The sequence below is a fragment of the Bradyrhizobium roseum genome (assembly GCF_030413175.1).
Lineage (GTDB): Bacteria > Pseudomonadota > Alphaproteobacteria > Rhizobiales > Xanthobacteraceae > Bradyrhizobium > Bradyrhizobium roseum.
Map to the genome: position 1 here is coordinate 1,755,192 of NZ_CP129212.1, position 14,026 is coordinate 1,769,217.

General features: G+C 62.7%; 13 protein-coding genes. 6 read left to right on the forward strand and 7 right to left on the reverse strand.

Annotation, left to right across the window (positions count from 1 at the left end; genetic code table 11):
• Positions 1-11: 11 nt before the first annotated feature.
• Positions 12-1,118 carry a mandelate racemase/muconate lactonizing enzyme family protein gene (locus QUH67_RS08225; RefSeq protein WP_300946178.1) on the reverse strand — a complete coding sequence of 369 codons (1,107 nt, stop codon included), beginning with the start codon at positions 1,116-1,118 and terminating at the stop codon, positions 12-14.
• Between the two features lie 118 nt (positions 1,119-1,236).
• Here QUH67_RS08225 and QUH67_RS08230 point away from each other — a divergent pair, with 118 nt between their 5' ends.
• From QUH67_RS08230 to QUH67_RS08255, 6 genes are all read left to right on the forward strand, one after another.
• Positions 1,237-2,073 (forward strand): AraC family transcriptional regulator, encoded by an 837-nt coding sequence (locus QUH67_RS08230; protein WP_300946179.1) that lies wholly within the window; start codon positions 1,237-1,239, stop codon positions 2,071-2,073.
• Positions 2,074-2,411: 338 nt separating this feature from the next.
• Positions 2,412-3,554: a hypothetical protein gene (locus QUH67_RS08235; RefSeq protein ID WP_300946180.1), complete on the forward strand. Its 1,143-nt coding sequence runs from the start codon at positions 2,412-2,414 to the stop codon at positions 3,552-3,554.
• Between the two features lie 162 nt (positions 3,555-3,716).
• Positions 3,717-4,643, forward strand: coding sequence for an SMP-30/gluconolactonase/LRE family protein (locus QUH67_RS08240; protein WP_300946181.1), 927 nt, complete (start codon positions 3,717-3,719; stop codon positions 4,641-4,643).
• A gap of 103 nt (positions 4,644-4,746) precedes the next feature.
• Positions 4,747-5,340 (forward strand): GNAT family N-acetyltransferase, encoded by a 594-nt coding sequence (locus QUH67_RS08245; RefSeq protein ID WP_300946182.1) that lies wholly within the window; start codon positions 4,747-4,749, stop codon positions 5,338-5,340.
• Between the two features lie 24 nt (positions 5,341-5,364).
• Complete coding sequence (locus tag QUH67_RS08250; RefSeq protein ID WP_300946183.1) at positions 5,365-7,008, forward strand: GMC family oxidoreductase; 1,644 nt, start codon at positions 5,365-5,367, stop codon at positions 7,006-7,008.
• A gap of 127 nt (positions 7,009-7,135) precedes the next feature.
• The gene (locus tag QUH67_RS08255; protein WP_407080505.1) at positions 7,136-7,312 is read left to right on the forward strand and encodes a hypothetical protein; all 177 of its coding nucleotides are present in this window, start codon (positions 7,136-7,138) and stop codon (positions 7,310-7,312) included.
• 58 nt (positions 7,313-7,370) lie between these two features.
• Here the strand turns inward: QUH67_RS08255 and QUH67_RS08260 are convergent, their stop codons facing one another.
• The 6 genes from QUH67_RS08260 to QUH67_RS08285 all read right to left on the reverse strand — a co-directional run bounded on the left by QUH67_RS08260 (position 7,371) and on the right by QUH67_RS08285 (position 13,982).
• Entirely contained in the window at positions 7,371-7,865 is a 495-nt protein-coding gene (locus tag QUH67_RS08260; RefSeq protein WP_320416125.1) for a septal ring lytic transglycosylase RlpA family protein, read from the reverse strand.
• Between the two features lie 425 nt (positions 7,866-8,290).
• Complete coding sequence (locus QUH67_RS08265; RefSeq protein WP_300946185.1) at positions 8,291-9,280, reverse strand: LLM class flavin-dependent oxidoreductase; 990 nt, start codon at positions 9,278-9,280, stop codon at positions 8,291-8,293.
• Between the two features lie 215 nt (positions 9,281-9,495).
• Positions 9,496-10,482: a PDR/VanB family oxidoreductase gene (locus tag QUH67_RS08270; protein WP_300946186.1), complete on the reverse strand. Its 987-nt coding sequence runs from the start codon at positions 10,480-10,482 to the stop codon at positions 9,496-9,498.
• Positions 10,483-10,490: 8 nt separating this feature from the next.
• A complete protein-coding gene (locus QUH67_RS08275) occupies positions 10,491-11,243 on the reverse strand; it encodes a GntR family transcriptional regulator (RefSeq protein ID WP_300946187.1) in 753 nt (250 codons plus the stop codon).
• A gap of 4 nt (positions 11,244-11,247) precedes the next feature.
• On the reverse strand, positions 11,248-12,297 hold the full coding sequence (locus tag QUH67_RS08280; RefSeq protein WP_300946188.1) for an aromatic ring-hydroxylating dioxygenase subunit alpha: 1,050 nt from the start codon (positions 12,295-12,297) through the stop codon (positions 11,248-11,250).
• A 182-nt stretch (positions 12,298-12,479) separates the two neighbouring features.
• A complete protein-coding gene (locus QUH67_RS08285) occupies positions 12,480-13,982 on the reverse strand; it encodes a flavin-containing monooxygenase (protein WP_300946189.1) in 1,503 nt (500 codons plus the stop codon).
• Positions 13,983-14,026: the final 44 nt, after the last annotated feature.

Genomic DNA, 14,026 nt, shown 5'->3' on the forward strand with positions numbered 1-14,026 from the left:
TTTCGAAGGGATTACGATACGCGGAACTGCTCCATCACGTCGAGATCCGGCTCATAGCCGATCCCCGGTCCCTGCGGCACCTCGATGTCGCCATTGCCGTCGACATCGACGCGGCCGTGCCACAGGCATCCGGCGCGCTTCATGTAGAACATCTCGACGAAGCTTGCGTCGTCGCGCAGCGACAGCAGGTGCAGCGTCGCCAGCAGGCCCGGCCCGAAATAGGGCGAATGCGGCGCGAGCCGGACGCCGAGTTCATCGGCCAGTGCGGCCACCGCGAGATATTCGCTGATGCCGCCGACCTTGATCACGGAAGGCTGCGCGTGGCTTACCGCGCCGGCCTCCATCATCTGCCTGAACTGATGCACCGTGCAGGCATTCTCGCCGGCCGCCACGTTGAGCCCGCCTTTGCTCCGCACCTCGGCGAGGGTAGCAAAATCCTCCGGCGGCCACACGGGTTCTTCGAGGAACAGGGGTGCGGCGTCGCGGCAGGAATGCGCGAAGGCGATCGCCTCCTCGCCGGTCAGCGGACAGTTCATGTCGACCATCAACGGAATGTCGCGGCCGATCGCCTTGCGTGCAGCGAACACCGCGGGCGCTGTGGTCTCGTGCAGCTTGATGGCCTTGTAGCCCAGCCGGACCGCCGTTTCGCATTCGCGCGCAATCAGATCGGGATTGCCGATCCGCAGCAGGCTCGCATAGGCGGGAACCTTCGCGCGTTTCGCTGTGCCGAGCAGCCGGTGCAGCGGCACGCCCCTGGTCTTCGCGGCAATGTCCCACAATGCGATATCGAGCGCTGAAATTGCGTACATGGTAACGCCATAGCGCCCGAACAGATGCAGGTTGCGCTGGATCTGTTCCATGAAAGCGGGAATGCTGGCCGCGTCGGGCACTCCCAGGCCCTTCGCCTGCGGGGCGATCATTTCCTCCACCGCGGTGCGGGTAGTCTGCGTGCAGACATAGGCGAACGCATCGCCCCAGCCGGTGATGCCGGCATCGGTGGAAACCTCGACCATGATGATTTCCAGCGCCGCGATGGATGACGCGCCCTGCCTGAAACTCGCGACACCGGCGTCGTAGGGAATGCGGATATGGTGGGCCCGGACATCCGTGATCAGCATGGTTCCTCCCATTATTTTGCGGATACATTGTCAGCGGCTGAAGCGCAGAGCAAGGATTGTCAAATGAAGCGTGCCGCATGGTGCATGATGCGGTTGCTTTGCACGAAGGCTATCAGTCATGAATCCGGCCCAGAAAGCGCTCTGGTACATCGAAAGCCACCTCGCCGAACCGCTGACGCTGGATGATGTCGCCGGCGTGGCCGGCGTCTCGCGCTTCCATCTGGTACGGGCGTTCGCCACCGCGACCGGCTTCTCGGTGATGCGCTACGTTCGCGCTCGCCGCCTGACCAGGGCCGCGCAGGCGTTGGCGGCCGGCGCACCCGATATTCTGAGCCTCGCGCTCGAGGCCGACTATAGCTCTCACGAAGCGTTCACCCGCGCGTTCCGCGATCATTTCGGCGTCACGCCCGAAGCCGTTCGCGCTGCAACGTGCCTCGATCTTCTCAAGCTTCAGGAGCCTATCGTCATGGATTCGACCCTGCTCGAAAACCTGAAACTCCCGCGCTTCGAAACCGGCAAGTCGTTTCTGGTCTCAGGGATCGTCGAACGCTGCACCCATGAAAACGGCGGCGCCGGCATTCCGAACCTGTGGCACCAGTTTCACCAGACCGTCGATCACATCCCGGCACGGATCGGCAAGGTTGCCTATGGCGTCTGCTGCAACGGCGACGATGCCGGCAATTTCGATTACATCGCCGGCATCGAGGTCGCCGACTTCTCGGATCTGCCGCGCGAGTTCGCCCGCGTGCGGATTCCCGAGCAGACATACGCAGTCTTCACCCACGCCGAGCACATCTCGACCATCCGCCGCACCGTCAACACGATCTGGAATCACTGGCTGCCGGCATCGGGCATGAAGGCGGCGGATGGGCCGTCCTTCGAGCGCTACGACGAGAAATTCGATCCGGCCACCGGTAACGGTGGGCTCGAGATCTGGATACCCGTGAGGGAGTAGGGGGCTGGTGGCGACACGCCGGCCACGAGTCGCCTGCGCTTTTCCTGGCTATGCTTGCCAAGAATTTGCGCAAGACAGCCCTCTTCTGAGAGGCGGCCTTGCTGATGAGAGATAAGGCAACCCCGCTTGGCCGTTGTCTAACATCCTGTATAGCCTAGCCCTTTTTTATCGGCTGGCGCCGACGCGTCGTCTGGAAAGCCGGTGCGAGGCACGGCGGGGACTGGCCCGGAATTCGCATTGCAGCATAAGTCCATTAGGACCGATCGGCGATTCCGAGCGCCCTGCAGCACATTGAATAGGCCTCAGGTCTCGCTGAACTTCAGGGATTGGAGGGTGCCATGAACATACATGCCGCGGTTGATCTCAAATGGCCTGGCCTTACGCGCCCGAACGGCGATCCCCTCCGCCTGAACACCAGCAATTTCGTGGCGATCGATCGCGATCGCGATGCCTTGCACGAACCGACCTATCGGCCGCAGGCGCTCTACAATCGCGCCAACGAAGGCTTTCATGCCAACAACGAAACCTTCCTGCTCCACGAAGTCTCGACAAATCTGCCGATCTACCGTTCTGATACCGGCCCGACCGATTTCCATCTGCACCTTCCGCCCGGCGGCTACCAACTCGTGCTGGTTACGTCGGGCGTGTTCACCTTCGATTACGATGGCCGGTTCTACTACGTCGGTCCCGGTTCTGTGATGCTGCAGAGCGCGATCGTGCATCGGCAGCTGTTTTACACCTGGGCGGGATTGTCGACCGAAGAAAACCTGAAGACGCCGCAGACCGTGGTGCCGGACCCGATGTCGATGGGCTATTCCGGAAAATTTCTCGAGGCCTTCATCACCGATCCCACGACCTTCCCCAATCCGACGGTGGTCGATCACGACCACATCAACGAAGAGGAAACGCCGCGCGTTGCCTGGAGCCATGCGCTGCATGACCGTCCGGCCGATGCCTGTTTCTGGCTGCAGGATCCGCTGGAGCTGGAAGCGCTGTACCGACCGCTTCCGGCAGGCTCGCCGATCAAATCCGCAGGGCCGGTTTATGTGCGCGATATCGGGATCGAGGTTCCGAGCGGCCGCCTTACGACCGGACATATCATCGCGACCGACCCGCGCGGCCAGTCGCTGTTACCCAAGAGTGCTTCTGTAGCCGCCGACCCCGCCTTTCTCGGGAAAGGCGAGGTGGTCATCTATCGCGTCATTCGCGGCTCGGCCGAATTCACCAACAGCGCGGGAGAAAACTTTGAACTGGCGACCGGCGATACGGTCACGGCGGGCAAGGACACGATCAATCTGGTGGGCTTAAGCGAAAATACCCAGATCCTCCGGCTGGGCTTGCTGAAGGGCATCGAGAACCTTCGCAGCTGGACGCCGACGCAGCGCGACGAAATCGATGGCCTGGCCGGTCAGATCATTACGCGGACGGACGTTCGTCCGTTGCGCAACGAAGGCAAGCCGGTCGGGTATTTGTACGAGTAGACCGAGAGACGCTGCCGCCCGCCCCGCCCCGGTAATACCTGTTGCGCATGTCTTCGGGTTGGCAAGCTTGATCCTGTTTGCCATAACAGCCCGTAACCAAAACGTTGCGCGTGGGAAACAGGCTTGTAAACCCGCCTGCAGCCAAAAAAGCCGGGAGGAGTCATGGCCGATATCCGCGTTCTTGCCACCGATCTGGAGTTTCCGGAAGGCCCGGTGGTCATGCCCGACGGCTCCGTGGTGCTGGTTGAAATCCGCGGCAAGCGGTTGACGCGGGTCTTTCCCGACGGGCGAAAAGAGGTCGTCGCGCAGATTCCCGGCGGTCCCAACGGCGCGGCGCTGGGCCCCGACGGCAAGATGTACATCTGCAACAATGGCGGCTTCAGCTGGATCCCCACCGGCAAAATGATCATGCCGGGGCCGCAGCCCGACGACTATCAGGGCGGCTCGATCCAGCGCGTCGATCTGCAGAGCGGCAAGATCGAGACCGTCGTCGACCGCTGCGGTGAACACAAGCTGCGCGGGCCGAACGACCTGGTGTTCGACAGGCATGGCGGGCTCTGGTTTTCCGACCTCGGCAAGCGCCGCGCCCGCGAGATGGATGTCGGCGCGTTCTACTATCTCAAGCCCGGCATGACGGAGATCGTTGAAGCCGTGCACGGCGTGCTGCCCGCTAACGGCATCGGCTTGTCGCCGGACGAGAAGACGGTCTACATCGCGGAGACCCCGACGGCGCGGCTGTGGGCCTATGAAATCTCCGAGCCGGGCACCATCAAGCCGCGCGACGTGATCTATCGTGGCGAGCGCGGCAAGCCGATCGCAGGGCTTGGCGGCTACCAGATGTTCGATTCGATGGCGGTGGAGGCGGGTGGCAATGTCTGCGTCGCAACGCTGATCTCGGGCTGCATCTCGGTGATCGCGCCCGACGGCACTCTGGTCGAGCAGGTGCCGACCGGCGACCGCGTCACCACCAATATCGCGTTCGGCGGTCCTGAACTGAAGACGGCGTACATCACGCTGTCAGGCAAGGGCGAGCTGATCGCAATGGACTGGTCGAGGCCCGGACTAGCGCTTAATTTCCTGAACAAATAGACTGATCACGTCATTGCGAGCGCAGCGAAACAATCCATGTCATCACACGAGATGGATGGATTGCTTCGCTCGCAATGACGGTCTCGCCAGCGGAGTGTGCTAAATGCCCTTTCTCGAACCGGTGACCCTGCAGGGCGCGCATGCGCGGCTGGAGCCGTTGTCTCACGATCACACCGCCGGGCTGGTGGAAGCCGTCAGCGACGGCGAGTTGTGGAAGCTCTGGTACACCTTCATCCCCACCGCCGAAAACATGAAAGCCGAGATCGACCGCCGGCTCGGCCTGTTCGCGTCAGGCGCGATGCTGCCGTTCACGGTGTTCGACGCAGACGGCAAGGTCGCCGGCATGACTACCTATATGAATGTCGATGCCGGCAACCGCCGCGTCGAGATCGGCTCCACCTGGTACGCCAGGCGCGTGCAGCGCAGCGCGCTCAACACGCAGTGCAAATTGCTGCTGCTGGCGCACGCCTTCGAGAAGCTGAACTGCATTGCGGTGGAGTTCCGCACGCATTTCTTCAACCACCAGAGCCGGCGCGGCATCGAGCGTCTGGGCGCCAAGCAGGACGGTATTCTGAGAAGCCACCAGATCGCACCCAACGGCACGTTGCGCGATACCGTGGTTTACAGCATCATCGCCAGCGAATGGCCGACGGTGAAGGCGCACCTCAATTTTCAACTCAACGACAAGCCGCGATAACCACGCGGCGGCAGAAGCGAGACGATGGAAACGTTCGATTATGTAATTATCGGCGCGGGCTCCGCAGGCAGCGTGCTCGCCAACCGGCTCGGCGAAGACCTCTCCACCCGCATTTGCGTGCTCGAAGCGGGCGGCAAGGACTGGCATCCCTACATCCATCTGCCGGCTGGCTTCATCAAGACGTTCCACATGAAGAGCGTCAACTGGGCCTATCAGCAGGAGCCGGGGCCGTGGACTGGCGGGCGAAGCATCTACGCGCCGCGCGGCAAGACGCTCGGCGGCTCGTCCTCGATCAACGGTCATATCTATAATCGCGGCCAGCGCCAGGATTTCGACACCTGGGCGCAGATGGGCAATCGCGGCTGGGGCTATCCGGACATCCTACCCTATTTCAAGCGGATGGAGCGTCGGGTCGGCGAGGGCGACGAGACATTTCGTGGCCGCGACGGCAATCTCACCGTCACGACGATGGATTGGAACGATCCGCTGTGCGAGGCCTTCATGGAAGGCGCCGTCAGCCTCGGCATTCCGCGCAACCCCGACTACAACGGCGCGATCCAGGAAGGCGTGTCCTACTGCCAGCGCACCATCGAGGGCGGCCTGCGCATGAGCGCGGCGAAAGCGTTCCTGCATCCGGCGCGCAAGCGCGGCAATGTCGACGTACGCACGCACGCGCACGTCACCAACATCATCTTCGAGGGCAAGCGCGCCGTCGGCGTGCGCTACCTCAAAGGCGGCAAGGGCGGCACGCCGGTCGAAGTGCGCGCTGCCAAGGAAGTCATCCTGTCCGGCGGCGCTTACAATTCACCGCAGGTGCTGCAACTGTCCGGCGTCGGCTCGCCGGACTTGCTGCAATCGCACGGCATTGAGGTCCGCCACGCGCTGCCGGGCGTGGGTGAGGGGCTGCAGGACCACTACGCGCCGCGTTCGGTCGCGCGCGTCAAGAACATCAGGACCATCAATGAACTCCGCCGCGGCGTCAGCCTGTGGGTCGAGGCGCTGAAATGGGCGACGACGCGGCGCGGCCTGCTGTCGCTGTCGCCGACCATGGTCTATTGCTTCTGGCATTCCGGAGAAACTACCGAAAGCTCCGATTTGCAGCTCACCTTCACGCCGGCGAGCTACAAGGAAGGCGTGCAGGGCCAGCTCGAGGACGAGCCGGGCATGACGGTGGCCTCCTGGCAGCAGCGTCCCGAAAGCCGCGGCTATGTCCGCATCCGCTCCGCCGATCCGTTCACGCAGCCGATCATCCAGACCAACTACCTGGTCGAAGAAATCGACCGCCGCGTCGTCGTCGCCGGCATGAAGCTGGCGCGCCGGCTGCTCGCGTCGAAGCCGCTCGCACCTTATTATGCCTATGAGGACTACCCGGGCCCGAAGGTGCAGAGCGACGACGAATTTTTGGCCGCCGCCACCGAGCGCGGCACCACCACGTTCCACCCCGGCTGCACCTGCCGCATGGGACCGGCGGACGCCAAATGGGCCGTGGTCGACGATCAGTTGCGCGTGCACGGCCTGCAGGGCCTGCGCGTGGTCGACGCCTCGATCATGCCGCGGATGATCTCGGCCAACCTCAACGCCTCGACGCTGATGATCGCCGACAAGGCCTCCGACATGATCCGCGGCAAGACCGCGCCGGAGGCGGTCAGGTTTCCCGAGCAGGTTTAGGTCGTGATGAGGTCGGTACGGGATACGTGAGTTGAGGTGCGCCAGTCGGCGCAACGCGGTCGTTTCGCAAGCGAACAGAATCAGCAGCGCTGCACCGTGCACCCAGATTTGAATCGCCTCTTCGCGCATGGCGCGCCGCAACCGGCGCCCCTGGTATATCGATCCGGTCCCGCAATATTACGGGTACGACGGCGACTGGCACTATTTCGGGCGGCCCGGCCTTTACGGCGGCCGCTATAATGGCGGCAGCTTCGGCCCGTGCTGGACGCGGACACCGATCGGGCCGGTCTGGAATTGCGGCTGATCAAGCCGTCGCGTGGAAGACCGCGCAGCGGCGGTTCATGCTCTTACACGTGCGGTGTTCAGCCAACCGGGCCGGGGATCCAATAGTCGCCGAAAAGCGGCCTGACTATTACGCTATAAATCACCCCGAGCTGCAGGGTCGGATCGAAATAGCGCATCGCCCGCTCATTGAGGTCAATGATGCGGCCAGGCGTTAGTGGCCCTACGTCATTTATCTTGACGATGATCTTTTTGCCCACGGCTTCGACCAGGGCAAACTTCGGCCGCGCGCCATATCGGACCCCGCCAAATTTATGGCGCAAGCTTGTCTTGATGGCAGCCGCCCAGATAGAGGGTTCATAGCGCTCGCCGGAGGCTGTGTTCGGGCCACCCTCGCGCCATCCGGGCCGGAATGGATTGTATGTGGATGCAGCGCCAACGATCGCATCCCCGGAAGCTTCATCGACGACGGCACTTGAATGAACAGCAACGGTTTGACTTCGCGCAGCGGTAACAGAGCACGCAAGCGTAAATGCGGCGCCGCAAATTGCGGCGCGTGAGCGAAACAACATCATAACTCCTTGATTGATTTTCTAGAACGCTCGGTTCCCGATTCCGAAAAAATGGCCAATCGAACGCGAAAGCGTTGACGAACTCGCGCCTATTTTTTTTCGGACCGTGCCAATCTTTGGCAGTGGAACCGTTGTGGGAACCAGTGTGGCCCTCGCACAGGTGCTCTTAGTTCTCATCGACTAAGACAGAGATTGCGTCAGCAGCATGACTTAAAAGAATCTATTGGCCATGGCTGAAGGAGTAAGCATCTACCGATGACCAAGCGGGACGGTCGATGTGTTGGTCGAACTTCACGCTCTTCATCTGGAGACAAGCTCGTTGACGCAACAGCGCCGCGCGTTCGACTGCTGCTCAATGTCTGCTTCCGGCGCAACGCGCAAAGCTTGCGCCAACGAACTTGAACGTCATGCGCCGTGAACCGAGTAGATTAGTCGGCGATCCCTGCGACGCCGGCGATCAGTTCGAAGGAGCGTAGCCGCTTTGCGTGATCGTAAACATCGGACACGATCATAAGCTCGTCGGCGCCTGTTTCCGCAATAAGCGCATCGATGCCCGCACGAACCGTGTCCGGTGAGCCGACGATGGAGCGCGCCAGCATGCCCATCGCCTGCCTCTTTTCTGCGGGCGACCAGTAGCTCTCAATGTCGTCGATCGGCGGCTGGCTCAGGCCGCGCGCGCCGCGGAAAATGTTCGTGAATGACATCTGCTGCGTCGTCGCCAGCCGGCGCGCCTCATCATCGCTGCCGGCGGCGATGATGTTGACGCCCACCATCGCGTAGGGACGCTCGAGCTGCTCGGAAGGCTTGAAGCGGCTGCGGTAGATCTGCAGCGCAGGAATCAGTAATTCCGGCGCGAAATGCGAGGCGAAGGCATAGGGAAGCCCGAGTTCGGCCGCCAGCATCGCGCCAAAGTTGCTCGATCCCAGAATCCACAACGGCACTTCCGTTCCTGCCGCCGGGACGGCCCGAATCCGCTGATTGGGTCCGGCCGGCGCCAGGAAGGCCTGCACCTCGAGAACGTCCTGAGGGAAGTTTTCGGCGGACTCGGGCGTGCGACGCAAAGCGCGCAGTGTAAGCTGGTCAGTTCCGGGCGCGCGGCCAAGCCCAAGGTCGATGCGGCCTGGAAACAGCCGGGCGAGCGTCCCGAACTGCTCGGCGATGACGTAGGGTGCATGGTTGGGAAGCATGATGCCGCCCGCGCCGACGCGGATGGTTTTCGTTCCGGCTGCGATATGGCCGATAACGACCGACGTCGCGGCGCTGGCGATGCCCGGCATGTTGTGATGCTCCGCCACCCAGATGCGGCGATAGCCCCAGGCTTCGGCATGAACAGCAACATCGCGGGCGTTGTCCAGGGCGCCGCGGGCATCGGTGTCTTCGGTAACGCGGACAAGATCGAGAATGGACAGTGGTGGCATGGGACTCCCGAACGAAGCCATTTGCGTGAATGATGCCGCCCGGGGATACCCGGTCGCGGCTTGTCCGAAGCGGCAGGCGTCATCCGATTCTTCTGCCTCCATATGGATACTGCGCCCGTGAAGGTCAAATGCCTAGCGAAGCAAGGTAATCGGACCAACAGCGCCAAATGCGGCGCGCTCGGGGCATCGTCAACGCGACATGCCGACGAAGTTCGCTAACGAAGCGACGCTTCCGGCCGATACAGCGTATCGATCGTCACCACGCCGATCGCGCGCGACACGCAGGGGCAGATCTTGCGATTGTCGTGCTTCTGCTGGTCGCTGAAGAACACGTCGCGATGGTCGATCTCGCCCTCGACGGCGACGACATCGACGGCGCAGACGCCGCATTCGCCGCGCTGGCAGTCCGAGATCACCTCGAAGCCGGCGCCGTTCAGGGCATCCAGCATCGAGCTGTTCCGGGACACGACGAGTTCGGCGTCGGTGCCCCTCAGCCGCACGCGGAATTCCGCCGTCGGCTTCAGGCCGCTGGAGCCGAAAGTCTCGTAGCGCAGATCGGCGGGCGCGCGGCCCAGATCGTTCCAGGCGCGCCGCGCCGCCTCCAGCATCCGCATCGGTCCGCACATGATGGCGATGGCGTCGTGCGGCAGCGCGCGGAACGTGGCTTCGAGGTCGAGGCGGGTGCCTTCGTCGGAGGCGTGCACAGTCAGACGATCCCCGAGCAATGCCGTGAGTTCGTCGAGGAAGGCGGCATCGCCGCGGGATTTCACGGCGTAGTGCAGGGCCGCGTCGATATCCCGTCGCCGCAGGGCGGCCGCGATGCCGGTGATCGGCGTGATCCCGATGCCGCCCGCGATCAGGCAATAATTCTTCCGCGTCCAGTCGATTTCTAGCAGGGAAGCTGGATTTGAAATCTCGATCCGCGCGCCGGCTCGCAAGTTCCACATGCCGCGCGAGCCGCCACGGCTGTCCGGCGCCAGACGCACCGCGATGCGATAGGTATTGGCATCGCCATTTTCGACCAGCGAATAGGCGCGGCGCGCGGGCTGTCCGTCGATCAGCACGGTGACGCCGACATGGCTGCCGGCCGGGTAGGGCAGCACGCGGCCGTTCTCGGGGCGCAGTCTGAATTCGCGGATCGTGGGCGTCACGTCGCGAACGGTTTCGACGGCGCACCAGCTCCATTGCTCGGCAAAACGCATGGTGGCCTCTATTCGACGGACGATTTCAAAAGGGCGAGCGCCGGCATCAGTTCGAGATGCGTGCGGTTGCGGATGGCCAGCCGCAGGTTGCGCGCGGCGAGCCGCGAATGCTCTCGCATGACGGCCTCGGCCCGCGCGCCTTCGCGGTTCTCGATGGCGTCGACCACGATGCGGTGATGGTCCTGCCCGAGCAGCAGGATCTGATGTGCTTCCGGCAACGCCGACTGCGCCATCACGAATGCGGAGGGGGATGCGAACGGCAGCGCCGAGACGCGATCGATTTCGCGGATCAGCGGCGCGCTGGCCGAGAGTTCATTGAGCAGGGCGTGGAAGCGCGCGTTCATGGTCACGTAGGCGGAAAAGGCTTCGACCGAAATCGGATCCTGCCGCACCAACTGGTCGAGATCGCCCAGGCATTCCTTCAACGGCTCGAGGCTGCGCGCGCTGACGCCGCGTTCGGCCGCAAAGCGGGCGGCGAGGCCTTCAAGCGTGCCGCGCAATTCGATCGAGTCGAGAATGTCGCGTTCGGTGAACGCCTTCACCATGAAGCCGCCGGAGGGGATTGCCTGCAACAGCCCTTCATCCTCCAGCCGCACCAGCGCCAGCCGCACCGGGGTCCGCGACACGCCCGTGATATCGACCGCCTGCAGTTCGCTGATGCGCTCGCCCGGGCGCAGCCGCCCGGACAGGATCATGTCGCGCAGCGCGAGTTGCGCGCGCACGGTTTGCGAGACGGAGCGCTCGGCTTCGCGTTCGCTCATGGTCTTACTCCGCGGCCTGAACGGTCTGTGATCTGGTTTCGCGCGCGACCATGCGGTCGATCACGCGCCGCGCCCACATCGCGCCGGCATCGATGTTGAGGTTGTAGAAGGTGCGGTCCGGATTTTCGTTCATCGCGCGCTGCTGCGCTTCCAGGATGATTTCGTCCTCGCGGAAGATGCCGGCAACGCCTTCGCGGATTTCGGTGGTCAGCCTCTGCTCTGATGTCCGGTAATTGCGGACGAACGCCCAGAAATAGTGACAGCTGGTTTCGGTCTCCGGCGTCATGGTGTTGAGCACGAAGCCGTTGACGCCCTGCGATCGGTCGCCGTCCGGCGCGCCGGTGCCGGTGGGCGCCACGCCGACGTCGATGTTGACGGTGCCGGGCGCCTGGAAATGGATGATCTGCCAACGGTCGACCGGGCCGGGCTTGCCTAACTGTGCGGCCCAGAACGGCGGGGCGTCGATGCCCTTCATCCAGCGCGTCACGGTGACGGTCCTGTCGCCATGGGTGACGGCGAACGGGGCTTCGGCGACGTGGTCATTGCCGATGCTGGAGCCATGCACGAAGGTCTCGTGGGTCAGGTCCATCAGGTTGTCGACCACGAGGCGGTAGTCGCACTTCACATGAATGGTCTTGCCGTCGCCGGCCCAGGCCGGATCGTCGTTCCAGTGCATGTCCGGCACCAGCGCAGGGTCGGCCAGCGCCGGATCACCCATCCACAGCCAGATGAAGCGGTGCCGTTCGACCACGGGATAGGAACGGACACAGGCCGAGGGGTTGATGGTGTCCTGCGAGGGCATGTAGGTGCAGCGGCCCTGCGCGTTGAATTTAAGCCCGTGATAGCCGCAGACGACGGTGTCGCCGTCGAGCCGTCCCTTCGACAGCGGCACCAGCCGGTGCCAGCAGGCATCCTCGAGCGCACACACCTGACCGTTGGACTGGCGGTACATCACGACATGCTTGCCGCAGACCGTGCGCGGAAACAGCGCGTGCTTGAGATCGGCATCCCAGGCAGCGGCGTACCAGGCATTAAGCGGGAAGGACGCGGGCATGTCTGATGCTCCAAAAGCGTGGTTTGGCGCACAGTATGTATACAGAAATACAGTTTGTCGAGCGTAAAAGGCCTGAAATTGCCGGAACGGTATACAGAAATTGATTTGTACTGTAATAGGCGGTATTAAAAAACCGCCCCCAAACGGGGGCGGTTGAATTGCCATGGCAATGCGACCCGGCGTCAGCCGTAAACGAATGCCTTGTCCTTCAGATCGATGTTCGGAAATTCGTCCTTTTCGGCCCAGTAGTCCTGGTTGTGCTGCCATTCCGGCTTTTCGCCGCGCTTGGGCAGCAAATGCATGCCGCGCATCATGTAGCCGGGGTTGAAGTTTTCCGGATCGATCCACGGCAGCAGCGGCATGTTGTGGTCTTCGGGACGAAGCTGCGGCGTCACCTTCTTCACGCCCGTTTCCTTCATATGCGTGAGCAGGCGACAGACGAAGTCGGCCACCAGGTCGACGCGCAGCGTCCAGCTGGCGCGGAAATAGCCGAACACCCAGACGAGGTTCGGCACGCCGGTGAACATCATGCCGCGATAGGTCACGGTGTCGGCGAAATCGAGCGGCTTGCCGTCGATCGCGAAGTCGATATCGCCGGTGGCGCAGAGGTTGAAGCCGGTTGCGGTGACGATGATGTCGGCTTCCAGTTCCTTGCCGGACTTCAGCAGGATGCCTTTCTCGGTGAAGCGGTCTATCTCGTCGGTGACGACGGAGGCCTTGCCGGACTTGATGCCCTGGAACAGATCGCCGTCAGGGATGAACGCGATGCGCTGCCGCCACGGCCGGTATTTTGGCGTGAAGTGCGTCGCGATGTCGTAGTCCTTGCCGAGATAGGCTTCAACGGCTGACAGAAGATCCTTCTTCGCCGCTTCCGGCTCCGCAAATGTCTTCTTGGTGAAGGCGTCCTGGTCGAACAGGATTTTGCGCCGCGTGATCTCGTGGATCCACGTCTCATCGACCTGCAGCTTGCGCAATTCCTCTGCGATCTCGATCGCGTTACGCCCGGTTCGGAAATACGTCGGCGAGCGCTGCAGCATGGTGACATGCGCGCAATCCTTGGCCATCGCCGGGATCAGCGTCGCCGCCGTCGCACCCGAGCCGATCACCACCACGCGCTTGTTCTTGTAGTCTAGATCATCAGGCCATTTCTGCGGGTGGACGATCCGGCCCTTGAACTTGGCCATGTCCTGCCACTCGGGCGTATAGCCCTCGGTGTGGCGATAGTAGCCCTGGCACATCCAGAAGAAGTTTGTGGTGAAGCGCAGCTTCTCGCCGGTGTCGGTGCGCGTGGCCTCGATGGTCCAGAGGTTTTCCTCGCTCGACCATTTCGCCGAGGTAATGGTGTGCTGGTAGCGGATATGACGGGCGAGATCGTTCTCCTCGATCACTTCGCCCATGTATTTGAGGATTTCCGCGGCGCTCGCGATCGGTGCCGACGTCCACGGCTTGAAGCGATAGCCGAAAGTGTGCAGGTCGCTGTCGGAGCGGATGCCGGGATAGCGGTGGGTGCTCCAGGTGCCGCCAAAGGTTTTCTGGGCTTCCAGCGCCACGAAGCTCGTTCCCGTGCATTGCGTGGTCAGGTGATAGGCCGCGCCGACGCCGGAGATGCCGGCTCCCGCGATCAGAACGTCGAAATGCTCGGTGGCCCCGGGTGAAGTCTTGTCGATCTGCGTTTGAACGTTCATCTGCCCTGATCTTTTTGATTTGTTATCGTTGATAAGCAAAACGC

Excerpts from the sequence above, each read along its gene's own strand:
- QUH67_RS08225 (WP_300946178.1), bottom strand. The coding sequence starts at position 1,118 with ATGCTGATCACGGATGTCCGGGCCCACCATATCCGCATTCCCTACGAC.
- QUH67_RS08230 (WP_300946179.1), top strand. The coding sequence starts at position 1,237 with ATGAATCCGGCCCAGAAAGCGCTCTGGTACATCGAAAGCCACCTCGCC.
- QUH67_RS08235 (WP_300946180.1), top strand. The coding sequence starts at position 2,412 with ATGAACATACATGCCGCGGTTGATCTCAAATGGCCTGGCCTTACGCGC.
- QUH67_RS08240 (WP_300946181.1), top strand. The coding sequence starts at position 3,717 with ATGGCCGATATCCGCGTTCTTGCCACCGATCTGGAGTTTCCGGAAGGC.
- QUH67_RS08245 (WP_300946182.1), top strand. The coding sequence starts at position 4,747 with ATGCCCTTTCTCGAACCGGTGACCCTGCAGGGCGCGCATGCGCGGCTG.
- QUH67_RS08250 (WP_300946183.1), top strand. The coding sequence starts at position 5,365 with ATGGAAACGTTCGATTATGTAATTATCGGCGCGGGCTCCGCAGGCAGC.
- QUH67_RS08255 (WP_407080505.1), top strand. The coding sequence starts at position 7,136 with ATGGCGCGCCGCAACCGGCGCCCCTGGTATATCGATCCGGTCCCGCAA.
- QUH67_RS08260 (WP_320416125.1), bottom strand. The coding sequence starts at position 7,865 with ATGATGTTGTTTCGCTCACGCGCCGCAATTTGCGGCGCCGCATTTACG.
- QUH67_RS08265 (WP_300946185.1), bottom strand. The coding sequence starts at position 9,280 with ATGCCACCACTGTCCATTCTCGATCTTGTCCGCGTTACCGAAGACACC.
- QUH67_RS08270 (WP_300946186.1), bottom strand. The coding sequence starts at position 10,482 with ATGCGTTTTGCCGAGCAATGGAGCTGGTGCGCCGTCGAAACCGTTCGC.
- QUH67_RS08275 (WP_300946187.1), bottom strand. The coding sequence starts at position 11,243 with ATGAGCGAACGCGAAGCCGAGCGCTCCGTCTCGCAAACCGTGCGCGCG.
- QUH67_RS08280 (WP_300946188.1), bottom strand. The coding sequence starts at position 12,297 with ATGCCCGCGTCCTTCCCGCTTAATGCCTGGTACGCCGCTGCCTGGGAT.
- QUH67_RS08285 (WP_300946189.1), bottom strand. The coding sequence starts at position 13,982 with ATGAACGTTCAAACGCAGATCGACAAGACTTCACCCGGGGCCACCGAG.